We start from the raw sequence: 21239 nt of genomic DNA on the forward strand, positions 1-21239 counted from the left end.
TTTTGCCATTTATTCGCACACATTGCGGCGCATAGTTTAAAATGATGCTCTGCGAAGCGCTATATGTGGATGAAAAAATATGTCTAATCTTCTCCTGGCCTCAACCTCGCCGTGGCGGCGAATGCTGCTGGAAAAACTCTCGCTGCCATTCGAATGCGCGGCGCCGGAGGTTAACGAAACGCCTCTGCCCGGCGAATCCGCCCGCCAGTTGGTTACGCGTCTGGCGCAAGCCAAAGCCCAGGCGCTGGCATCCCGCTTCCCTCAACACCTTATTATAGGTTCCGATCAGGTTTGTGTCTTAGACGGCGACATCACCGGTAAACCGCACACTGAAGAAAATGCCTACCGTCAGCTACGCAAGGCCAGCGGCACGATTGTCACTTTTTATACCGGGCTTGCGCTCTATAATTCGGCCAACGGACACCTGCAAACGGAATGCGAACCTTTCGACGTCCATTTTCGTCATTTAAGCGATCAGGAGATCGAGGCCTATATCCGTAAAGAGAACCCTCTGCAGTGTGCCGGCAGTTTTAAAAGCGAAGGCTTAGGCATCACGCTATTTGAACGACTGGAAGGACGCGACCCTAATTCACTGGTGGGGCTACCGCTGATCGCGCTATGCCAGATGCTGCGCCGGGAAGGCTTTAACCCCCTGCTTAGCTAGCTATTAAAGAAAGCGGCGGAGTATGAATCCGCCGCTGTGGTTATTTGCTATTGCGCAAAACCTGCAAGCAGTGCTTCAGTTGATTATCCAACGGCGCTTCAATACGCATTACTTCACCGGTGCCTGGATGAGTGAACTTCAGCGCTGCGGCATGCAAAAACAGGCGGTTTAACCCCGTCCCTGAAAGCTGCTTGTCAAATTCGCGATCGCCATAGCGATCGTCAAAAGCGATGGGATGTCCCGCATACTGCGTGTGAACGCGAATCTGGTGCGTACGCCCGGTAACCGGGCTACAACGCACCAGGGTGGCAAACGCGTAACGCTCTTCCACTTTAAAGCGCGTTTCGGACGGCTTACCTTCCTGACTCACGCGCACGATGCGCTCGCCGCTCTGCAGGATATTTTTCAGCAGCGGCGCTTGTACCGCCTTGGTGTGCGACTGCCACTGACCGCGGACCAGCGCCAGATAATCCTTCTGCATCCCTTTCTCACGCAGCTGCTCGTGAAGCGAGCGAAGCGCCGAGCGTTTTTTCGCCACCAACAGAACGCCGGAGGTATCCCGGTCAAGACGGTGAACCAGCTCCAGGAAGCGGGCCTCGGGGCGTAGCGCCCGCAGCCCTTCAATCACGCCGAAGCTCAGACCGCTGCCGCCGTGTACCGCGGTGCCGGAAGGCTTGTTGAGCACCAGGATATGATCGTCTTCATAGAGGATCACATCCGACAACGCCGCCACCTTTTGTAGATGCGGCGAAACGGCCTCTTCTTCGCGCTCGGCGACCCGCACCGGCGGGATACGCACTTCATCGCCGTCTTCCAGTTTATATTCCGGCTTGACGCGCTTTTTGTTCACCCGCACCTCGCCTTTACGCAGGATGCGATAAATCATGCTCTTCGGTACGCCCTTAAGTTGCGTACGCAAAAAGTTGTCGATACGTTGCCCCGCTTCATCGGCGGAAATGGCAACCATTTTTACGGTTGGAGTCTCAGTTTTCATGGTCGGCGATTCTAAATAGCCGAGGGCATTAGCGCCACTCATTTTTATATGCTTATATTTATCAGTATCCGGATTTCATCGCATGCTTCATCGGCGTTTTGTTTGTTATTAGAACAATCTGTAGACGCTGGTGAAAAAACTGTGAGTAACCCGGTGATAAAAGGTAAAAGTGAACTTGCTATAACAAGGTTAGCAATGGAATAATGAAGCCGTTTTCCGTGTTGACACTTGTTAGAACAAGAAATTAGCGGAATGACCAATTTTGTCTGACCGATCATCCACGCAGCAATGGCGTAAGACGTATTGATCTTTCAGACAGTTAGCGGGCTGCGGGTTGCAGTCCTTACCGGCACAGGCTCTATAAGATTTTTGCGTGGCAGGACGGCGACGACTCCGGGACTACCGGGAGTTCATCTGAATCCTCCGATTGAGGTGAACAGGTTAAGCCATTACCCCTGCGACGTGAGAGACGATGAGAATATACGCAACATCGTTTGAGGTGCGTCAAGGCTGCAAAAGAGAGAATCTTCAGTCGGTTGTACACGCAATCGATTGAAGTGAACAAGCGCGGCCAACGCGAAATCACTTAAAGGATGAAGTGTATAAATGGAATATTCTCTGGTGATACATCCCAGGCTGTTCCCCTGAATAATTGCGCTGTGTTTCCGTTTGAAACACAGGCGACCGACACTCTGCGCCTCTTAAGCGCGCGACAACCGTGAGGTTGGCGACGTGAACCAGACTCGAGGCCATCGGTTTTCACCCGGTAAGGCGTTACTCTGCCCGTAGCTTAGTCGTCAATGTAAGAATAATGAGTAAGTTACGATGAAAAGAATGTTAATCAACGCAACTCAGCAGGAAGAGTTGCGCGTCGCTCTTGTTGATGGGCAGCGCCTGTACGACCTGGATATCGAAAGCCCCGGGCACGAGCAGAAAAAAGCGAACATCTACAAAGGCAAAATCACTCGTATTGAACCTAGCCTTGAAGCCGCGTTTGTCGATTACGGCGCTGAGCGTCATGGTTTCCTCCCCCTCAAAGAAATTGCCCGCGAATACTTCCCTGCCAATTACAGCTCTCATGGTCGTCCTAACATTAAGGATGTTCTGCGTGAAGGTCAGGAAGTCATTGTTCAGATTGATAAAGAAGAGCGTGGTAATAAAGGCGCTGCGCTGACGACCTTCATCAGCCTGGCCGGCAGCTACCTGGTACTGATGCCGAATAACCCTCGCGCCGGCGGTATTTCGCGCCGTATCGAAGGTGACGATCGTACCGAGCTGAAAGAAGCGCTGGCGAGCCTTCAGTTGCCGGACGGCATGGGTCTTATCGTACGTACCGCGGGCGTCGGCAAATCCGCTGAAGCGCTGCAGTGGGATCTGAGCTTCCGCCTGAAGCACTGGGAAGCGATTCAGAAAGCCGCTGAGAGTCGCCCTGCTCCGTTCCTGATCCACCAGGAAAGTAACGTTATCGTACGTGCCTTCCGCGACTATCTGCGCCAGGACATCGGCGAAATCCTGATCGATAACCCGAAAGTGCTTGAGCTGGCGCGCCAGCATATCGCCGCCCTCGGTCGTCCGGATTTCAGCAGCAAAATCAAACTGTACACCGGTGAAATCCCGCTGTTCAGCCATTACCAGATCGAATCCCAGATTGAATCCGCGTTCCAGCGTGAAGTTCGCCTGCCTTCCGGCGGCTCTATCGTTATCGATAGCACCGAAGCGCTGACCGCTATCGACATCAACTCCGCTCGCGCGACCCGCGGCGGCGATATCGAAGAAACGGCGTTCAATACTAACCTCGAAGCGGCTGACGAAATTGCGCGCCAGCTGCGTCTGCGCGACCTTGGCGGCCTGATCGTTATCGACTTCATCGATATGACTCCGGTGCGCCACCAGCGTGCGGTTGAAAACCGCCTGCGTGAGGCCGTTCGTCAGGACCGCGCGCGTATCCAGATCAGCCACATATCTCGCTTCGGCCTGCTGGAGATGTCCCGCCAGCGTCTGAGCCCGTCGCTGGGCGAGTCCAGCCACCACGTGTGCCCACGCTGTAGCGGCACCGGTACCGTGCGTGACAACGAATCGCTGTCGCTCTCTATCCTGCGTCTGATTGAAGAAGAAGCACTGAAAGAGAACACCAAAGAAGTCCATGCGATCGTTCCGGTACCTATCGCTTCCTATCTGCTTAACGAAAAACGTGCCGCAGTCAGCGCGATTGAAACCCGTCAGAGCGACATTCGCGTCATCATCGTCCCGAACGATGAGATGCAAACCCCGCACTACTCCGTGCTGCGCGTGCGTAAAGGCGAAGAGACCTCAACCCTGAGCTACTTGCTGCCGAAACTACACGAAGAAGAGATGGCGATGCCGTCCGACGATGAACCAGCTGAACGCAAGCGCCGTGAAGAGCCAGCTCTTGCCGCTTTCGTGATGCCGGATGCGCCGCCAGTACCGGTACAGGAAGAAACCGCAGCCGCACCGGTCGCAGCGAAAGCCGCCGCCGCTCCAGCCGCAAAAGTAGCAACGCCTGCCCAGCCTGGCCTGCTGTCCCGTTTCTTTGGCGCTTTGAAAAACATTTTTGCTGGCGCAGAAGAAGCCAAACCGGCGGAAGTCAAGGCTGAGCAAAAAACAGAAGAGAAACCGGAACGTCAGCAAGAGCGTCGTAAACCGCGTTCTAATAATCGCCGCGATCGTAATGAACGTCGTGATAACCGCGATAATCGCGATAACCGTGACAATCGCGATAACCGTGACAATCGCGATAATCGCGGAGAAAACGCGGAAGGTCGCGAATCTCGTGAGGAAAACCGCCGTAATCGCCGTGAGAAACAGCCGCAGAACGCTGAACAGCGCGAATCACGTCAAACCGCTGGCAATGAGGCTGATAACAGTAAATCTCGCGATGAGCAGCAGCAACCGCGCCGTGAACGCAACCGTCGTCGGAATGATGACAAGCGCCAGGCACAGCAGGAAGCAAAATCTCAGTCCCGCGAAGAACCGGTAGTTCAGCAGGAGACCGAGCAGGAAGAACGCGTTCAGAGCATGCCGCGTCGTAAGCCGCGTCAGCTGGCGCAGAAAGTCCGCTTTGAATCCGTAGAAACCGAGCAGGTTGTCGAAGCCGTTGCCGAGCAGCAGGCGGAATCCACTACGCCGCGTACCGAACTGGCAAAAGTCGATCTGCCGGCCGTCGTTGAAACTGCCGCTGAGCAGGATGAAAACGGCGACGCTCGTGAATCTAACGGTATGCCGCGTCGTTCACGTCGCTCTCCGCGCCACCTGCGCGTAAGCGGCCAACGTCGCCGTCGTTACCGCGATGAGCGTTATCCGACCCAGTCGCCGATGCCGCTGGCTATCGCCTGCGCGTCGCCTGAGCTGGCATCAGGTAAAGCGTGGATCCGTTATCCGATTGCTCGCGTGCAGGATCAGCTGCAGGAAGAGTTACCGGTGCAGGAAACCAGCAGCGTTGAGCCTATCATCACGCCAGTCGTCGCGGAGACTATCGCTCCGGTTGACGTTGCGGAAACCGTCGCAGCTGAAACTGTCGCACCGACAGTGACCAGCGAACCGACCGCAGAAGCAAGCGTAGCTGAAGCCCCGGTTGCCGAAGAAACGGCAGTGGTTGAAGAGACTGCAGTTGTAGCAGAAACCGTTGCGCCGCAGGCAGAGGTCAGTGCGCCAGCAGAGGCCGTTGTCGAAGAAACTGAGACCACGCCAGCTCCGGTGACTGAAGAAACCGACACTGCGCAGCCAACAATTGCCGCAGAAGAAACCGCTGTTGTCGAAGAAACGACCGTTACCGCAGCTGAAGAAACCGCGCCGGTTGTTGAACCGACGCCGGTCGTCAGCGCCGCGCCAGTGGTAAAAGCGCAACCGGCAACCACCGCAACTCGCCACGCGACCGCGCCGATGACCCGCGCCCCGGCGCCGGAATACGTGCCGGAAGCGCCGCGCCAAAGCGATTGGGTTCGCCCACCGTTTGCCTTTGAGGGTAAAGGGTCCGCAGGCGGCCATAGCGCTACTCATCAGGCCACGGCGGAAGCGACTCGCCCGCAACCTGTAGAGTAACGGTGCACGACTAAAAAACCGGCCAACTGGCCGGTTTTTTATTTGTTCTCGTCCGGGCGCTGCATCCCCGCCACCTGCGGCATCACTTCGCGCATCAAATCGAGAAACTTGCGCAGCCGCGTTGGGTAATAGCGCGCCCAGGGATAAACCAGATGCACCGGCAGCGGCGAAGCCCGCCACTGCGCAAACGGCTCAATCAGCCTGCCTGCCGCAATATCCTCCTCCACCGCCCAGCTGGAAACAATTGCCGCTCCCAACCCCGCCAGAGCGGTATTACGCGCAACGTAGACGCTATCGGTACTCAGACAAGGGACGATCGGGAAACTCATCAACTGCCCGCCCACCTGATGCTGTAGCGTGACTTCATGCTGGTAAAAGGTGCTGATAGCGACCCAGGGCAGCGCGGAGAGCGCCTTCGGTTCGCCGAGTTCCGGATGGCGCGCCAATAGCTCAGGCGCAACCACCAGGCTGCGGGGAACGACAGCCAACAGTACCGAGACGGTTGACGGATCCACTTCTGCACCAACGCGGATCGCGCAATCAATATTATCGCTAAGAAAATCGACGGTTTTATCATTCAGCATCCACTCAACGGAAAGCTCAGGATAACGCTGCAGAAAGCTAACCAGCGGGCCCAGCAGCTGCTGTTGGCCAAAAGCGTGCGGCGCCCGCACCCGCAGCACGCCAACCGGCCGGTCTTCCTCGATGCGTAGATCATCTTCCAGCGCCAGCCAGCTGTCCACCAGCCGCCGCGCATGTTGATAGCAGCGCTCGCCGTCATCGGTTAGTTTCATTGCATGGGTCGTGCGCAGAATAAGCCTTGCGCCGAGTAACGTCTCCAGCGACTGCAAGCGTCGGCTAACGGTCGCCTGAGTCGTACTCATCTGCAGAGCAGCCGCCGAGAGCGAACCCGCTTCGACGATGCGAATAAACGTCCGCATCAGCTCAATCCGATCTATACGCTCTTGTTTCTTCATTTATATTTTGCCTATACGTGCTACGTATAACCGTTTTACCACTACCCTATCTTCCGCGCCAGTCCGCTTCGGGGAACAATAGCGCCAACGCATTTACGAGGGCATTACTATGACACCGCTTCCTTTATCCACCCGCCAGGCCGGCTGGGTTATATTTATTCTCGCGCTCGGCGCAGGCTTTAGCGTCGCATCCATCTACTACGCCCAGCCGCTGCTGCCATTAATCGGCGCCAACCTGCATCTCAGCGTTGAAGGAATGGGGCTAGTGCCCACGTTGACCCAGGCAGGCTATGCATTGGGAATATTATTCCTGCTGCCGCTCGGCGATCGCCACGATCGCAGAACGCTTATCCTGCTGAAAAGCGCCGTACTGGCGGCGCTGTTACTGCTCTGCAGCCTGACCGGACAACTGACCTCGCTGCTGGTCGTCAGCCTGCTGATCGGCATGGCGGCGACCATGGCGCAGGATATTGTCCCGGCAGCGGCCATTCTTGCGCCGGCGGGCAAACAGGGGAAAATGGTCGGTACGGTGATGACCGGCCTGCTACTGGGGATCCTACTTTCGCGTACCGTCAGCGGGCTGGTCGGCGCGCTATTTGGCTGGCGAGTCATGTACCAGGCTGCGGCAGTCAGTATCGCTTTCATCGGCCTGTTAATGTGGCGTGTTCTGCCGCGTTTTGAGATCCACTCTACCCTCAGCTATCCGCAGTTGATGAGGTCGATGGCCCATCTGTGGCAGCGCTATCCTGCGCTGCGCCGCGCGGCATTCGCCCAGGGCTTTTTATCTATCGCCTTTAGCGCGTTCTGGTCGACGCTGGCGGTGATGCTCGCCGAACATTACCAGATGGGTAGCGCGGTCGCCGGCGGCTTCGGTATCGCGGGCGCGGCAGGCGCCCTGGCGGCACCGCTGGCAGGCGGTCTGGCGGATAAAGTTGGCGCGGGGAGAGTCACCCAGCTCGGCGCGGCATTCGTCACCGTCTCCTTTGCCCTGATGTTGCTGCTGCCCGCCCTGCCGGTACATGGCCAACTGGCGCTGATTGCACTATCGGCTATCGGTTTTGACCTTGGTCTGCAATCAAGTCTGGTGGCGCATCAAAATCTGGTTTACAGCCTGGAGCCCCAGGCCCGCGGCAGGCTTAACGCTTTGCTGTTTACCGTGGTCTTCATTGGTATGGCTCTGGGTTCGGTGCTGGGAAGTAAACTGTACGTGCTGGCTGGCTGGAATGGCGTGGTGATTCTGGCGGTGAGCAGCGGCGCGATTGCTCTGATTATCCGCCTGCTGGAAAATGCCCGTCTACAGGCCGCTGACCGCGCCGTGAGATAAAAAAACCCGCTCCGCATAGCGAAACGGGTTAATCAGGCCCGACGTAGCGATGAACTTAAATCGTGCGGCGGGCAAACTCTTTCAGGCGGAAACCAAGCAGCAGCAAGGTTGCGAAATAGGCGACTACGCCGGCCACCACCACTACCATCAGGCGCATCAGGCGGAACGGCATCGTCCCCTGCGACCACTCCGGCATCAGATACATCACGCCGACGAGCGCTGCCGCCATGACCAGCACCGCGATGACCAGACGCAGCAGGAAGACGAACCAGCCCGGCTGCGGGGTGAAGATTTTCTGCTTACGCAGTTGCCAGTAAAGCAGCGCGGCGTTCAGACAAGCGGCCAGACCAATAGACAGTGACAAGCCGGCATGCTTCAACGGACCAATAAACGCCAGGTTCATCACCTGGGTCATTATCAGAGTAACAATGGCGATTTTAACCGGCGTCTTGATATCCTGGCGCGAGTAAAAGCCCGGCGCCAGCACCTTCACCACGATAAGCCCCATCAGCCCAACCGAATAAGCCACCAGCGCGCGTTGAGTCATCGCCGCATCGAAAGCGTTGAACTTACCGTACTGGAATAGCGATACCGTCAGCGGCTTAGCGAGAATGCCTAAGGCTACCGCGCTCGGCAAGGCCAGCAGGAAGCACAGGCGCAGCCCCCAATCCATCAGTCGGCAATACTCATCATGGTTGCCGCTGGCGAAACTTTTTGATAGCGATGGCAACAGGATAGTCCCCAGCGCCACGCCCAACACGCCGGAGGGGAACTCCATCAGACGGTCGGCATAATACATCCAGGAGACCGAACCTGAGACCAGGAAGGAGGCGAAAATGGTGTTGATAATCAGCGAAATCTGGCTGACGGAGACGCCGAGGATCGCCGGCCCCATCTGCTTAACCACGCGAATCGCCCCGGCATCTTTCAGATTAACCCGCGGCAGCACCAGCATACCGATTTTTTTCAGATGCGGCAGTTGATACGCCAGTTGCAGGATACCGCCAACCGTAACCGCCCAGGCCATCGCCAGCATTGGCGGATGAAAATAAGGTGCGGCAAACAGGGCAAAACCAATCATGCTGACGTTGAGGAAGGTCGGCGCAAAGGCGGGAACCGAGAAGCGGTTCCAGGTGTTAAGGATCGCCCCCACCAGCGATGCCAGCGAGATCAACAAAATATAGGGGAAGGTGATACGCAGCAGCTGGGTGGTTAAGGCAAACTTATCCGGCGTATCGGCAAAGCCCGGTGCGGTAACGGTAATCACCCACGGCGCAGCCAGCATCCCCGCCACCGTGACCAGCGCCAGAACCAGGGTCAACAGCCCGGAAACATAGGAGACGAACACCCGCGTCGCGTCTTCGCCCTGTTTGCTTTTATATTCAGCGAGGATCGGCACAAAGGCCTGAGAAAAGGCGCCTTCGGCAAAAATACGCCGCAAAAGGTTTGGCAGTTTGAAGGCCACAAAAAAGGCGTCGGTCGCCATCCCGGCGCCAAAAATACGCGCGACGATAGCATCGCGGGCGAACCCCAGTACGCGCGAGAACATGGTCATCGAGCTGACTGCCGCTAATGATTTTAATAGATTCATTACTGTCTTATTCCACAACCCATGGAGTAAAACGCCCGCAAAAGCGGGCGCTGGAAAGTGGCGATAGTCTACCGGGTTCGCAATGAATTACTACTGTCAGTTGTTACAACCAGTTATTCGCTCATCGCTTCACGCCAGAGCTTTTCCACGATCCGCTGGGCTAAGAGCGCCTGCTCACCGGCGGTTTCCGGAACCGTCTGATTTTGCACGCATTCAATGAAGTGCCGCGCGCAGCCGTCGAATCCGCGCTGCTCAAGCGTCGTTTGCCAGCCGGGCGCCGGGCGCTGCAAGATTCCGCTGCCCCGCTCTTCACGCCACTCGCGCATATCGCTCACCTCATACAGCCCGCCATCGGTCACCGCCTGTACCCACTCACGCTGGCTTCCGGCGCGACGATGCATGCTGGTCGTGATCTGCAGCTGCCCCGCGCTGAAGTGATGCTCGGCGTAGAGCATTTCCCCTTGAGAAGTGGTTTGCAGGACCCCGCCATTCACCCGCGCTTTATTTCCCGCCAGCCACAGCGCGGTATCGACAACATGCAGATAATCATCCAGCAGGGTGAAACGCAGCTCTTTGCCGACGCTATCGCTACGATGCTTATCCATGCGCAATGACGCCGCATCGTTGAGATGCGCTTTTAATTCACGATACAGCGGCGCAAAACGGCGATTGAAACCCACCATTAACGTTAAACGCCGACGCGCCGCCAGTTCAACCAGTGATTCGGCTTCGCTGAGCTTGTCCGCCAGCGGCTTGTCCACGCAAACATGAACTCCTGCATTTAGCAGATGATGCACCACTTCATAATGTGAAGCGGTTGAGGTATGGACAAATACCGCATCACATTGCGCTGCCAGCGCATCCAGAGACTCGGCATAAGGCAGACGCCAGGTTTCACAGATGCGTAACGCTTTCTCTTTCCCCGGCGACCAGGCGGCCTGCAGCGTCCAGCCATCGGCGGCGCCAAGCACCGGCAGCCAAGCCTTTTGCGCAATGCCGCCGAGTCCCACCACGCCAACGCGTAATTTCGCCGTCACGGTTACTCTCCTAAGTGAGCCAGCAGTGAATCAAGACGTACTTTGAGCTCAGCCACTTCCGCCTCCAGCGCCTCAACGCGCGCCTGCAGATCGTCATTCGGCGGCGACACGGCTTCCACGACGGTAATGAGTGAATCCATGTCATCACAGAACAGGTGCATATAGCGGCTTTCGCGTTTACCCGGTTCGCGCGGAAGGCGCGCGACGTACGGGCCGTCTTCGCGACTGGCCAAATTGTCGAGCGTGCTTTCCACCTCGGCCATATCGCGGAATTCATACATCCGCTGCGCGCGGCTGCGCAGCTCGCCTGGCGTTTGCGCGCCGCGCAGCAGCAGCGTCGTGACGATGGCGACTTCCGCCGCCGTTAACTTGAGGTCGCCAAATTCGGAATTACAGAAGCGCTGTTCATATTTGGTCACTCGATTGCCAAAACCGCTTACCGTACGCAGATAGTGGCGTTTAACCAGTTCATCCAGCAAATCCTGAACATCGCTTTCCGCCAGCGACATCACCGGCTCGCGGTTGGTTTTCTGGTTACAGGCGGTGACCACCGCATTCACCGACAGCGGATATTGTTCGGGTGTGGTCACTTGCTTCTCCAGCAGGCAACCAATAATGCGCGCTTCATGCGCGGTTAGCTGATATTTCATGTTGTCTCCTTAGCGCCCCGGGGTCCAGTCAGTGGTCGTTAATGCCGTCAATACGTGATCTCGCCATTGCCCATCAATGAGGAGGTAGTCCTTAGCGTAACCCTCTTTCTCGAAACCCAGTCGGGCGAGCAAGTCACCGCTGCGTTTATTGTGCGGCATATAGTTGGCCATGATGCGATGGATATGCTGCGTACGCTGCATATAGCGAATCGCCGCGGTCAGCGCTTCAAACATCAGCCCCTGCCCTTGCCACTTTTCACCAATGGAATAGCCGAGATAGCAGGCGTGGAATGAACCACGCACTACGTTGGAGAAGTTCGCTACCCCAATAATCTCTTTCTCATCAGGATCGAGCAGCGCGAAATAGAATGCCGAACCTTGTTTATGAAATTCCGTAATCATCGACAATCGCGCCTGCCAGCCGGAGGGATAACAGTGGCTTTCATCGCGCACCGGCTCCCAGGGTTTCAGGAACCCTTTGTTTTCCGCGTAGTAATCGGCCAGACGCCAGGCGTCACGATCGTGAACCAGCCGCACCACCAGCCGGTCCGTCGTCAAACGCACCTTGGGTACGTTACTGCGATAGCCAAACATTCCTCACTCCTGTTCCCTGCCCCAAACTGATATCTTTCACTATACCTTCCCTGAGTGAAGGTGTGAAAACAGCAACATACCATTTTCTGCACCATCTCCATTTTTCGATGAATAGCCTCAATCGATCTTGCTTTTTGATAAAAAAATATTGTCGCCAGTATGCTGGGAAAATAACCGGCGCACCCGCAGAATATCTAAGCTTATCTTTCTTTTTCCCTGGAGGGGAAATGTCCCGCGTATCGCAGGCAAGGAGCCTGGGTAAATATTTCCTGTTAGTCGATAACATGCTGGTTGTTCTCGGCTTTTTTGTCGTATTCCCCCTGATATCGATCCGTTTTGTCGACCAGATGGGCTGGGCAGCGCTGATGGTCGGTATTGCCCTCGGTCTGCGTCAGCTGGTGCAACAAGGTTTAGGCATCTTCGGTGGGGCGATCGCCGATCGTTTTGGCGCTAAACCGATGATCGTCACCGGGATGCTGATGCGCGCCGGCGGTTTCGCGGCGATGGCCGTCGCCCATGAGCCCTGGGTACTCTGGCTCTCGTGCATTTTGTCCGGTCTCGGCGGCACACTGTTCGACCCGCCGCGAGCGGCGCTGGTGGTCAAGCTGGTGCGCCCGCATCAACGCGGTCGCTTCTTCTCTATCCTGATGATGCAGGATAGCGCCGGCGCGGTAATCGGCGCCCTGCTAGGCAGCTGGCTATTACAGTACGATTTCCGTCTGGTGTGTAGCGCGGGGGCGGCGCTTTTTATTGCCTGCGCCGCGTTTAACGCCTGGTACCTACCGGCCTGGAAACTCTCGACGGTCAAAACGCCGGTCCGCGAAGGGTTGGGGCTGGTGTTACGCGATAAGCGCTTTGTCACTTACGTGCTGACCCTGACCGGTTACTACATGCTGGCCGTACAGGTGATGCTCATGCTGCCGATTATGGTTAACGATATTGCGGGTTCTCCGGCGGCGGTCAAATGGATGTATGCCATTGAAGCGACAATTTCCCTGACCCTGCTGTACCCCATCGCCCGCTGGAGCGAAAAACGTTTTCGTCTTGAGCATCGCCTGATGGCAGGTTTACTGGTGATGACGGCGGCGATGCTGCCGATTGGCTTAACCAGTACGCTACAGCAGCTGTTTACCTTAATCTGTATTTTCTATATCGGCTCGATCATTGCCGAGCCTGCGCGCGAAACGTTGGGCGCTTCGCTAGCCGATGCCCGCGCCCGAGGCAGCTATATGGGTTTTAGCCGCCTTGGCCTGGCCTTCGGCGGCGCGCTGGGGTACGCCGGCGGCGGCTGGCTGTTTGATGCCGGTAAAGTGCTCAGTCAGCCTGAACTCCCGTGGTTGATGTTGGGCATTATCGGCTTTGCGACATTCATTGCATTGTGGTGGCAGTTCAGCCAGAAACGGTCGGCTTCCGGTATGCTGGAACCGCGCATCTGACGCGCGGCCAAAGTGGTAATCCTTTTTTTCAGCATTTTCCGCTAGTACAAGCGGGGCTAGCAGACCATGCTGCTTTGTGTCAGGATTAGCCATGGCATGACGTTAAGGAACCCAATGAAAAAGATGTTGATCGCGGCCGCGCTGATTGTCAGCGGCCTTCTGAGCGGATGTAACCAGCTTACGCAATACTCGGTGAGCGAGCAGGAGATTAACCAGGCGCTGCAGAAACGTAATCACTTCGCCAAAGATATCGGCCTGCCTGGCGTAGCGGATGCGCATATTGAACTGCAAAACCTGACCAGCGCCATCGGTCGTGAAGAGCCTAACAAAGTGGCGCTGAGCGGAACCGCTAATCTGGATCTGAATTCGCTGTTTGGCAATCAGAAAGCGACCATCGACCTGAAGCTTAAAGCGCTGCCGGTGTTCAATAAAGAGCAAGGCGCGATTTATCTGCGTGAAATGGAAGTCGTCGATGCGAAAGTTAAGCCGGAAAAGCTCACCTCCGTGGTACAGACGCTGATCCCCTATCTGAATCAGTCGCTGCGCAGCTATTTCAACCAGCAACCGGCCTACGTTCTGCGTGAAGATGCCAGCACCGGCGAGGCCTTAGCGAAGAAATACGCTAAAGGCATTGAAGTGAAACCGGGCGAGATAATCATCCCCTTCACTGACTAAACGATAAGGGCGCTGAATATAGCGCCCTTAATTTTTTACGGAAATGAGTGCAAAGGAAAACGTTTACGCTTATCCTTAGTGCCCGGCAAAAAACAGCCCTGATGACTGAACCAATTAGCCGGAGCCTTCCATGACAGCACAACCCCAGGTATTGAAAATCCGCCGCCCTGACGACTGGCATATCCATCTTCGCGATGATGATATGTTAAAAACCGTCGTGCCTTACACCAGTGAGTTTTATGGCCGGGCGATCGTGATGCCGAATCTGGTACCGCCGGTAACGACCGTCGCTGCTGCCATTGCTTATCGCCAGCGCATCATCGATGCGATTCCCGCCGGGCATGATTTCACTCCGCTGATGACCTGCTACCTGACCGACACGCTCGACCCGGACGAACTGGAACGCGGATTCCATGAAGGCGTATTTACCGCAGCCAAACTCTACCCGGCAAACGCCACCACCAACTCCAGTCACGGCGTGACCAGCACCGATGCCATTATGCCGGTGCTGGAACGGATGGAAAAACTGGGCATGCCGCTACTGGTGCACGGCGAAGTTACCCACGCTGATATTGATATCTTCGATCGCGAAGCGCGCTTTATCGAGACGGTGATGGAACCGCTGCGCAAACGGCTGCCGGGGTTAAAAGTGGTCTTCGAACATATCACCACCAAAGATGCCGCTGAATACGTGCGCGACGGCAACGAACTGCTGGCCGCCACCATCACGCCGCAGCATCTGATGTTTAACCGCAATCATATGCTGGTTGGCGGTATTCGTCCGCATCTATACTGCCTGCCGATCCTCAAGCGCAATGTCCACCAGCAGGCGCTGCGTGAACTGGTCGCCAGCGGGTTCAGCCGCGCCTTCCTCGGCACCGACTCCGCCCCGCACGCGCGCCACCGTAAAGAGGCCAGCTGCGGCTGTGCGGGCTGTTTCAATGCCCCAACCGCGCTCGGCAGCTACGCCACCGTCTTTGAAGAGATGAACGCGCTGGCGCATTTTGAGGCTTTCTGCTCGCTGAATGGCCCGCGTTTCTACGGCCTGCCGGTGAATGAAAGCTACGTTGAACTGGTACGCGAAGAAAGCACCGTTGCCGAAAGCATCGCCCTTCCAGGCGATACGTTGGTGCCGTTCCTGGCCGGTGAAACCGTGCGTTGGACGATGAAAAAATAAAGTTTTTTGCCCCCTGTTGTAAATGCGCAAGCGTTACTGTATAAATAAACAGTATATTACCCAGGGGGCCATTATGCGCATCGAAGTGTCAATTGCCAAAACCACAGCCTTACCCAGCGGCGCGCTGGAAGCGCTGAATAACGAACTCTCTAAACGTATCGCTCAACACTACCCGGAACGTGAAAACCAGGTCACGGTACGTTATGCCGCCGGCAATAATTTGTCGGTCATCGGTGGTTTGAAAGAAGACAAAGACCGGATTAGCGAAATCCTGCAGGAAACCTGGGAAAGCGCCGACGACTGGTTTATCCACGACTAAGCCTCCGGGTTTGCTTACGCAAAATCAATTTGCTCCCTCATTGTGCTTTTTTTTGCCGGGTCGCCCCGGCTTTTTTATCTCCGCTTATAACTAAGACTTTCCTTAATATCCTGATAAATTCCTTAAAAAATAATGAGACCCAGGACGAAACTCGCGCAAAAAACCGCCAATCAGAGCAAAATTTGTCTCTAATTATTTATTTTCTCGAGTTTGTACTTAACTGCTGATATAATTAACGTGCTTCAGAAAACAAGCATTAAACCTCGAGAATTGTTGTCTTTTAACATATGAATAAGGGGTTATGATGGAAAAGAATAATGAAGTCATCCAGACCCATCCCCTCGTCGGATGGGACATCAGCACCGTTGATAGCTACGATGCGCTGATGTTGCGCCTGCACTACCAAAACCCCACGCAAGAAAGCAATAAAGAAGCAGAAATTGGCCAGACGCTATGGCTAACGACGGATGTCGCACGTCAGTTTATTTCTATTCTGGAAGCAGGAATAGCGAAGATAGAATCTGGCGATTACCAGGAAAATGAGTATCGCAGACATTAGCATCACCGATGATGTCTAAATATTCACTGAACAGGCACCTGCGGGTGCCTGAATTATTTTTCGCGCTTGTACATCCGGCTGATGTTAATTACCCTGCTAATAAAACAATAACCCGGAACTCACCATGCAATACGACCTCATCATTATCGGTAGTGGCTCCGTTGGCGCTGCCGCCGGCTATTACGCCCGTCGCGCCGGTCTGAATGTCCTGATGACCGATGCCCACAAACCGCCGCACCAGGAAGGCAGCCACCATGGCAGTACGCGGCTGATTCGTCACGCCTATGGCGAGGGCGAAAGATACGTGCCGTTGGTGCTACGCGCCCAGCAGCTATGGGACGAATTTGCGCAAAGTAGCGGCGAGGCCGTATTCGAAAAAACTGGGGTTATTAACCTTGGCCCCGCTAGCTCCGATTTTCTCAATAACGTGGCTCACAGCGCGCGTCAGTTCGAGCTTAACGTGGAAGAGTTGGATGCTGAGGCGGTCATGAAACGTTGGCCGGAGATTCGTATTCCGCAAGATTACCGGGCTATTTTTGAACCGGCTTCCGGCGTGTTACGCAGCGAGCTGGCGGTAGAAACCTGGATTCGCCTGGCGCGCGAAGCGGGCTGCGCCCAACTGTTCAACTGCCCGGTTACCGCAATTCACCATCACACCGACGGCGTGACCATCGATACCGCCGATGGTAGCTACAGCGGCAAAAAACTGCTGATCAGCGCCGGAACCTGGGTAACAAAATTATTGCCGGAACTGCCCATTCAACCGGTACGTAAAGTCTTCGCCTGGTTCCAGGCCGATGGTCGCTATAGCGCGAAAAACAACTTCCCTGCTTTCACCGGCGAACTGCCGAATGGCGATCAGTATTATGGCTTCCCGGCAGAAGACAACGAATTGAAGATCGGTAAGCATAATGGCGGCCAGCTGATTTCCGAACCGGAAGAGCGTAAACCGTTTGGCGCGGTGGCCAGCGATGGCTCGGAGTCGTTCAACTTCCTGCGCAACGTGCTACCCGGGATTGGCGGCTGCCTGCACGGCGCCTCCTGCACTTACGATAATACGGTAGATGAAGACTTCATCATCGATACGCTTCCCGGTCACGACAATACATTACTCATTACCGGGTTAAGCGGTCACGGTTTCAAGTTTGCCCCGGTACTAGGCGAAATTGCGACGCAATTTGCGCAAGGCGAAACGACGGAGTTTGATCTGGCTCCCTTCTCGCTGGCGCGCTTTTCGCAATAATAGCCGGCCATAAAACAAAACGGCCTCAATCGAGGCCGTTTAAGGCTGCTGACAAAGAAGGAAAAAGCGTGGTTTTTCCTTCTTTATGGCGATCAGCCGAAAATCAATAAATTGATTTTCCTTGTATTTTGTCAGGTGCAATCCGCAAGCCCGGCGATTGCGTATGGTCTATCATTTATCTCAAACGGCCTCAATCGAGGCCGTTTCATATCAGAGAGTGTGTATGCGTCGCCTGTATCACTGGTTAGTCAACAACGTGCGCGAGCACTTTATGATTTATCTCGCGCTGTGGCTGCTGCTAGCGGCAATCGACCTCATCTGGTTATGGTTTTACTGACGGGTCGGGATCCGGGATACCTAACTTGGTATTCAGACGGCCGCGGGATTTATTAAAAATCTTATTGCCATTCTCTCGTCCCGCCCGCAGTTTGCGCTGCTCCTCTTCCGGCAGTTTATGCTCTTCCATGCAGGCTTCGCTGCAGCAACCGGCAAATTTCTCGGCACAAGCTGGGCACTGAATAAACAGCAAATGGCAGCCGTCATTAAGGCAATTGGTGTGGCTGTCGCACGGTGCGCCGCATTGATGGCAGTGGGCAATCACATCATCAGAAATACGCTCGCCCATTCTCTCGTCAAAGACAAAGTTCTTACCGATAAAGCGTACCGGTAAGCCCTGTTCACGGGCGCGTCGCGCGTACTCGATAATCCCGCCTTCAATGTGCCACACCTTATTGAAACCGCTATGTTTCATCCAGGCGCTGGCCTTCTCACAGCGAATGCCGCCGGTGCAGTACATGACAATCTTCTTGTCTTTATACTCCTGCATCATCTCAACCGCTTTCGGCAATTGATCGCGGAAGGTATCCGCCGGAATTTCCATCGCGTTCTCGAAGTGGCCGACTTCGTACTCATAATGGTTGCGCATATCGATGAATACCGCGTCCGGATCGTCCAGCATCGCGTTCACTTCCGCCGCTTTCAGGTACTCGCCAACGTCAGAGGGGTTAAAGGTCGGGTCATCAATACCGTCGGCCACAATACGGTCGCGGACCTTGAGACGCAGGACCCAGAAGGATTTACCGTCGTCATCCAGCGCGATATTCAGACGTAACCCCTTCAGCGCCGGGTCAAAGCCATCAAGAAATTCACGCAGCGCCCCGACCTTGCTTTCCGGCACGCTGATCTGCGCATTAATACCTTCATGCGCCAGATAGATGCGACCAAAGACATTCAGCTTAGTCAGCGCCAGCCACAGGGCATCACGGGTCGCTTTCGGGTCAACGATAGTGAAATATTTATAGAACGAGATCGTCGTGCGCGGCTCGGTTTCAGCCAACATCTGCGCCTTTAACGTCTCATTTGAAATGCGGTTGTGTAACACTGGCATGGTGTACCTGCTCGACATAGGAAATGAGTAAAATAAACGGCGGGCATCATATAGCAAACACCGTTAATTTACATCCCTACATTTTACGCTACATTTCATCCACGCAATTTTCAGTCATTAACAATCATCTGCGGCAGGAGACGGCTTTTGGCGACAGCGGAAAAAAATGCGATAATAGAACGCGTTGTTAAATCAGACAGGTATGAAATGACCCATTTACCGAAATTTTCCGCCGCGCTGCTCCATCCGCGCTACTGGCTGCTGTGGCTGGGCATTGGCCTGTTGTGGTTAGTCGTCCAGCTCCCTTATCCGATTATCTACCGTCTCGGTAATGCCATCGGTCGCCTGGCAATGCGTTTTATGAAGCGCCGCGCAAAAATCGCTTATCGCAATCTTGAGCTCTGCTTTCCTGAGAAGAGCGAACAAGAGCGTCATCAACTGGTAGTGCAAAACTTTGAGTCCGTCGGCATGGGCCTGATGGAAACCGGCATGGCATGGTTCTGGCCTACCCGCCGCATTGCGCGCTGGACCGATACCATTGGCTTTGAATATGTCCGTGACGTGCAGGCGCAAAATCGCGGCATTCTGCTGATTGGTATCCATTTCCTGACGCTGGAAATGGGCGCGCGCATGTTCGGCATGAACGAGCCCGGTATCGGGGTTTATCGGCCAAATGACAACCCGGTTATCGACTGGCTGCAGACCTGGGGCCGCCTGCGTTCCAACAAAGATATGATTGACCGTAAAGATCTCAAAGGCATGATCCGCGCGCTAAAAAAAGGCGAAGTGGTCTGGTACGCCCCGGATCACGACTACGGCCCGACCGCCAGCGTCTTCGCGCCGCTGTTCGCCGTCGACCAGGCCGCCACCACTTCCGGCACCTGGATGCTGGCGAAAATGTCCAAAGCCTGCATTGTACCGTTTGTCCCACGACGTAAACCAAACGGCAAAGGCTATGAGCTCATTATGCTGCCGCCGGAATGCGATCCGCCTCTGGAAAACGCAGAAACCACCGCCGCGTGGATGAACAAAATCGTCGAAAAATGCATCATGATGGCGCCAGAGCAATATATGTGGCTGCATCGCCGCTTTAAAACTCGTCCGGAAGGCGTACCTTCGCGCTACTGATTGACTCTCTATCCGGGTGGTCCTCGCCCGGATAAATTCTACCGCCAGTCCTTTTTAATACTCCTTTAGCTTTAAAAGCTACGCTCCATTGCGGCAACCATTTCTCAGGCGCATAATTAGCAGGCTCATATTTTCCTTTATTTTGACCCGCGCCGCGGGCCAGTGAGACCTTATGCCGTCTGCTGATACGCCTATCAACTGGAAACGAAATCTTACCGTCACCTGGCTTGGCTGCTTTTTAACCGGCGCCGCCTTTAGCCTCGTGATGCCTTTTTTGCCGCTCTACGTCGAACAGTTGGGCGTGACCGGCCATAGCGCGCTGAATATGTGGTCAGGGCTGGTCTTTAGCATTACCTTCTTGTTTTCCGCCATCGCCTCGCCGTTCTGGGGCGGATTGGCCGACCGTAAAGGGCGTAAGATTATGCTGCTACGCTCGGCGCTGGGGATGGCCATCGTCATGATGCTGATGGGCATGGCGCAGAACATATGGCAATTCCTGATCCTGCGCGCGCTGCTGGGTTTACTGGGCGGATTTATCCCCAATGCCAATGCGCTGATCGCGACCCAAATCCCGCGTCAGAAAAGCGGCTGGGCGCTAGGAACGCTTTCAACCGGCGCGGTAAGCGGCGCGCTGCTGGGCCCGCTGGCGGGCGGTTTCCTTGCCGACCACTGGGGATTGCGCACCGTCTTCTTCATGACCGCCACGGTGCTGTTTATCTGCTTCCTGTTCACCCTGTTTTTAATCCGCGAAAACTTTGTTCCGGTGAACAAAAAAGAGATGCTCAATGCCAGGGACGTTTTCGGTTCGCTTAAGAACCCGAAACTGGTGCTCAGCTTGTTCGTCACCTCATTGATTATCCAGGTCGCTACCGGATCCATTGCGCCGATCCTGACGCTCTACGTGCGCGACCTGGCGGGTAACGTCAGTAATATCGCCTTTATCAGCGGTATGATTGCCTCCGTACCCGGCATTGCCGCCCTGCTGAGCGCGCCACGTTTAGGCAAGCTCGGCGATCGTATCGGGCCGGAAAAGAGCCTGATCGTAGCCCTGGTTATTTCCGTGCTGCTGTTAATCCCGATGTCCTTCGTACAGACGCCGCTGCAGCTAGGCATTCTGCGCTTTTTGCTCGGCGCCGCCGACGGCGCGCTGTTACCCGCTGTACAAACTCTGCTGGTCTACAACTCCACCAGCCAGATATCAGGGCGCATCTTCAGTTATAACCAGTCGTTTCGCGATATTGGTAACGTCACCGGGCCGTTAATCGGCGCCTCGGTCTCGGCCAACTACGGCTTCCGCGCCGTGTTCCTCGTCACCGCCTGCGTCGTCCTGTTTAACGCCTTTTACTCAACCATCAGTCTGCGCCGCCCACGGCACAACGCTTCGGCGGATGACGGAGGCTCGGGTAAACGTTCGGTAAATTAAGC

At 55.4% G+C, this 21239-nt stretch carries 19 protein-coding genes; 12 read left to right on the forward strand and 7 right to left on the reverse strand.

Translation table 11 applies throughout. The features are described 5' to 3' along the window. Positions 1-79: 79 nt before the first annotated feature. Positions 80-664, forward strand: a complete 585-nt coding sequence (locus ABLV78_RS15605) for a Maf family protein (RefSeq protein ID WP_047046888.1) — start codon at positions 80-82, stop codon at positions 662-664. A gap of 40 nt (positions 665-704) precedes the next feature. Here the strand turns inward: ABLV78_RS15605 and rluC are convergent, their stop codons facing one another. Beyond that, positions 705-1658, reverse strand: a complete 954-nt coding sequence (rluC, locus tag ABLV78_RS15610) for a 23S rRNA pseudouridine(955/2504/2580) synthase RluC (protein ID WP_072251500.1) — start codon at positions 1656-1658, stop codon at positions 705-707. Positions 1659-2483: 825 nt separating this feature from the next. On the opposite strand from rluC, the gene rne reads away from it, so the two are divergent. Next, a complete protein-coding gene (gene rne, locus ABLV78_RS15615) occupies positions 2484-5717 on the forward strand; it encodes a ribonuclease E (protein ID WP_047046890.1) in 3234 nt (1077 codons plus the stop codon). A 38-nt stretch (positions 5718-5755) separates the two neighbouring features. On the opposite strand, the gene ABLV78_RS15620 is transcribed toward rne, so the two are convergent. Further along, positions 5756-6694 (reverse strand): LysR family transcriptional regulator, encoded by a 939-nt coding sequence (locus ABLV78_RS15620; RefSeq protein WP_047046892.1) that lies wholly within the window; start codon positions 6692-6694, stop codon positions 5756-5758. A 109-nt stretch (positions 6695-6803) separates the two neighbouring features. Here ABLV78_RS15620 and ABLV78_RS15625 point away from each other — a divergent pair, with 109 nt between their 5' ends. Continuing rightward, on the forward strand, positions 6804-8018 hold the full coding sequence (locus tag ABLV78_RS15625) for an MFS transporter (RefSeq protein WP_047046896.1): 1215 nt from the start codon (positions 6804-6806) through the stop codon (positions 8016-8018). A gap of 55 nt (positions 8019-8073) precedes the next feature. On the opposite strand, the gene murJ is transcribed toward ABLV78_RS15625, so the two are convergent. The 4 genes from murJ to rimJ form a co-directional block, all read right to left on the reverse strand. Next, the gene (gene murJ, locus ABLV78_RS15630) at positions 8074-9609 is read right to left on the reverse strand and encodes a murein biosynthesis integral membrane protein MurJ (RefSeq protein ID WP_015367200.1); all 1536 of its coding nucleotides are present in this window, start codon (positions 9607-9609) and stop codon (positions 8074-8076) included. 113 nt (positions 9610-9722) lie between these two features. Then, positions 9723-10646 carry a Gfo/Idh/MocA family protein gene (locus ABLV78_RS15635; protein WP_047046898.1) on the reverse strand — a complete coding sequence of 308 codons (924 nt, stop codon included), beginning with the start codon at positions 10644-10646 and terminating at the stop codon, positions 9723-9725. A 2-nt stretch (positions 10647-10648) separates the two neighbouring features. Further along, complete coding sequence (locus tag ABLV78_RS15640; protein WP_045393656.1) at positions 10649-11296, reverse strand: YceH family protein; 648 nt, start codon at positions 11294-11296, stop codon at positions 10649-10651. 9 nt (positions 11297-11305) lie between these two features. After that, positions 11306-11890, reverse strand: coding sequence for a ribosomal protein S5-alanine N-acetyltransferase (rimJ, locus tag ABLV78_RS15645; RefSeq protein WP_045393654.1), 585 nt, complete (start codon positions 11888-11890; stop codon positions 11306-11308). A 227-nt stretch (positions 11891-12117) separates the two neighbouring features. Here rimJ and mdtH point away from each other — a divergent pair, with 227 nt between their 5' ends. The 7 genes from mdtH to ABLV78_RS15680 all read left to right on the forward strand — a co-directional run bounded on the left by mdtH (position 12118) and on the right by ABLV78_RS15680 (position 17636). Continuing rightward, positions 12118-13326: a multidrug efflux MFS transporter MdtH gene (mdtH, locus tag ABLV78_RS15650; RefSeq protein WP_045393652.1), complete on the forward strand. Its 1209-nt coding sequence runs from the start codon at positions 12118-12120 to the stop codon at positions 13324-13326. A 114-nt stretch (positions 13327-13440) separates the two neighbouring features. Next, positions 13441-14001: a lipoprotein gene (locus ABLV78_RS15655; protein WP_015367205.1), complete on the forward strand. Its 561-nt coding sequence runs from the start codon at positions 13441-13443 to the stop codon at positions 13999-14001. 130 nt (positions 14002-14131) lie between these two features. Beyond that, positions 14132-15178, forward strand: coding sequence for a dihydroorotase (gene pyrC / locus ABLV78_RS15660; RefSeq protein ID WP_045393650.1), 1047 nt, complete (start codon positions 14132-14134; stop codon positions 15176-15178). A gap of 73 nt (positions 15179-15251) precedes the next feature. Then, complete coding sequence (gene dinI / locus ABLV78_RS15665) at positions 15252-15497, forward strand: DNA damage-inducible protein I (RefSeq protein WP_045393647.1); 246 nt, start codon at positions 15252-15254, stop codon at positions 15495-15497. A gap of 304 nt (positions 15498-15801) precedes the next feature. Then, entirely contained in the window at positions 15802-16056 is a 255-nt protein-coding gene (gene bssS / locus ABLV78_RS15670) for a biofilm formation regulator BssS (RefSeq protein ID WP_045393644.1), read from the forward strand. A 124-nt stretch (positions 16057-16180) separates the two neighbouring features. Beyond that, positions 16181-17299, forward strand: a complete 1119-nt coding sequence (gene solA / locus ABLV78_RS15675) for an N-methyl-L-tryptophan oxidase (protein ID WP_045393642.1) — start codon at positions 16181-16183, stop codon at positions 17297-17299. 223 nt (positions 17300-17522) lie between these two features. After that, positions 17523-17636 carry a DUF2770 family protein gene (locus ABLV78_RS15680; protein WP_064571551.1) on the forward strand — a complete coding sequence of 38 codons (114 nt, stop codon included), beginning with the start codon at positions 17523-17525 and terminating at the stop codon, positions 17634-17636. Here ABLV78_RS15680 and trhO read toward each other — a convergent pair. Continuing rightward, the gene (gene trhO / locus ABLV78_RS15685) at positions 17622-18686 is read right to left on the reverse strand and encodes an oxygen-dependent tRNA uridine(34) hydroxylase TrhO (protein ID WP_047046904.1); all 1065 of its coding nucleotides are present in this window, start codon (positions 18684-18686) and stop codon (positions 17622-17624) included. The genes ABLV78_RS15680 and trhO overlap by 15 nt on opposite strands. 207 nt (positions 18687-18893) lie before the next feature. Between trhO and ABLV78_RS15690 the strand changes: the two genes are divergently transcribed. Together ABLV78_RS15690 and mdtG are read left to right on the forward strand one after the other, a co-directional pair. After that, the gene (locus tag ABLV78_RS15690) at positions 18894-19814 is read left to right on the forward strand and encodes a Kdo(2)-lipid IV(A) acyltransferase (RefSeq protein WP_047046907.1); all 921 of its coding nucleotides are present in this window, start codon (positions 18894-18896) and stop codon (positions 19812-19814) included. A 172-nt stretch (positions 19815-19986) separates the two neighbouring features. Continuing rightward, entirely contained in the window at positions 19987-21237 is a 1251-nt protein-coding gene (mdtG, locus tag ABLV78_RS15695) for a multidrug efflux MFS transporter MdtG (protein ID WP_047046908.1), read from the forward strand. Positions 21238-21239: the final 2 nt, after the last annotated feature.

It is taken from the genome of Klebsiella sp. CN_Kp075 (assembly GCF_040065055.2).
Lineage (GTDB): Bacteria > Pseudomonadota > Gammaproteobacteria > Enterobacterales > Enterobacteriaceae > Klebsiella > Klebsiella aerogenes.

What these genes read in the sequence shown, in the direction of transcription:
- ABLV78_RS15605 (WP_047046888.1), top strand. Translation starts at nt 80, where the DNA reads ATGTCTAATCTTCTCCTGGCCTCAACCTCGCCGTGGCGGCGAATGCTG.
- rluC (WP_072251500.1), bottom strand. Translation starts at nt 1,658, where the DNA reads ATGAAAACTGAGACTCCAACCGTAAAAATGGTTGCCATTTCCGCCGAT.
- rne (WP_047046890.1), top strand. Translation starts at nt 2,484, where the DNA reads ATGAAAAGAATGTTAATCAACGCAACTCAGCAGGAAGAGTTGCGCGTC.
- ABLV78_RS15620 (WP_047046892.1), bottom strand. Translation starts at nt 6,694, where the DNA reads ATGAAGAAACAAGAGCGTATAGATCGGATTGAGCTGATGCGGACGTTT.
- ABLV78_RS15625 (WP_047046896.1), top strand. Translation starts at nt 6,804, where the DNA reads ATGACACCGCTTCCTTTATCCACCCGCCAGGCCGGCTGGGTTATATTT.
- murJ (WP_015367200.1), bottom strand. Translation starts at nt 9,609, where the DNA reads ATGAATCTATTAAAATCATTAGCGGCAGTCAGCTCGATGACCATGTTC.
- ABLV78_RS15640 (WP_045393656.1), bottom strand. Translation starts at nt 11,296, where the DNA reads ATGAAATATCAGCTAACCGCGCATGAAGCGCGCATTATTGGTTGCCTG.
- rimJ (WP_045393654.1), bottom strand. Translation starts at nt 11,890, where the DNA reads ATGTTTGGCTATCGCAGTAACGTACCCAAGGTGCGTTTGACGACGGAC.
- mdtH (WP_045393652.1), top strand. Translation starts at nt 12,118, where the DNA reads ATGTCCCGCGTATCGCAGGCAAGGAGCCTGGGTAAATATTTCCTGTTA.
- ABLV78_RS15655 (WP_015367205.1), top strand. Translation starts at nt 13,441, where the DNA reads ATGAAAAAGATGTTGATCGCGGCCGCGCTGATTGTCAGCGGCCTTCTG.
- pyrC (WP_045393650.1), top strand. Translation starts at nt 14,132, where the DNA reads ATGACAGCACAACCCCAGGTATTGAAAATCCGCCGCCCTGACGACTGG.
- dinI (WP_045393647.1), top strand. Translation starts at nt 15,252, where the DNA reads ATGCGCATCGAAGTGTCAATTGCCAAAACCACAGCCTTACCCAGCGGC.
- bssS (WP_045393644.1), top strand. Translation starts at nt 15,802, where the DNA reads ATGGAAAAGAATAATGAAGTCATCCAGACCCATCCCCTCGTCGGATGG.
- solA (WP_045393642.1), top strand. Translation starts at nt 16,181, where the DNA reads ATGCAATACGACCTCATCATTATCGGTAGTGGCTCCGTTGGCGCTGCC.
- ABLV78_RS15680 (WP_064571551.1), top strand. Translation starts at nt 17,523, where the DNA reads ATGCGTCGCCTGTATCACTGGTTAGTCAACAACGTGCGCGAGCACTTT.
- trhO (WP_047046904.1), bottom strand. Translation starts at nt 18,686, where the DNA reads ATGCCAGTGTTACACAACCGCATTTCAAATGAGACGTTAAAGGCGCAG.
- ABLV78_RS15690 (WP_047046907.1), top strand. Translation starts at nt 18,894, where the DNA reads ATGACCCATTTACCGAAATTTTCCGCCGCGCTGCTCCATCCGCGCTAC.
- mdtG (WP_047046908.1), top strand. Translation starts at nt 19,987, where the DNA reads ATGCCGTCTGCTGATACGCCTATCAACTGGAAACGAAATCTTACCGTC.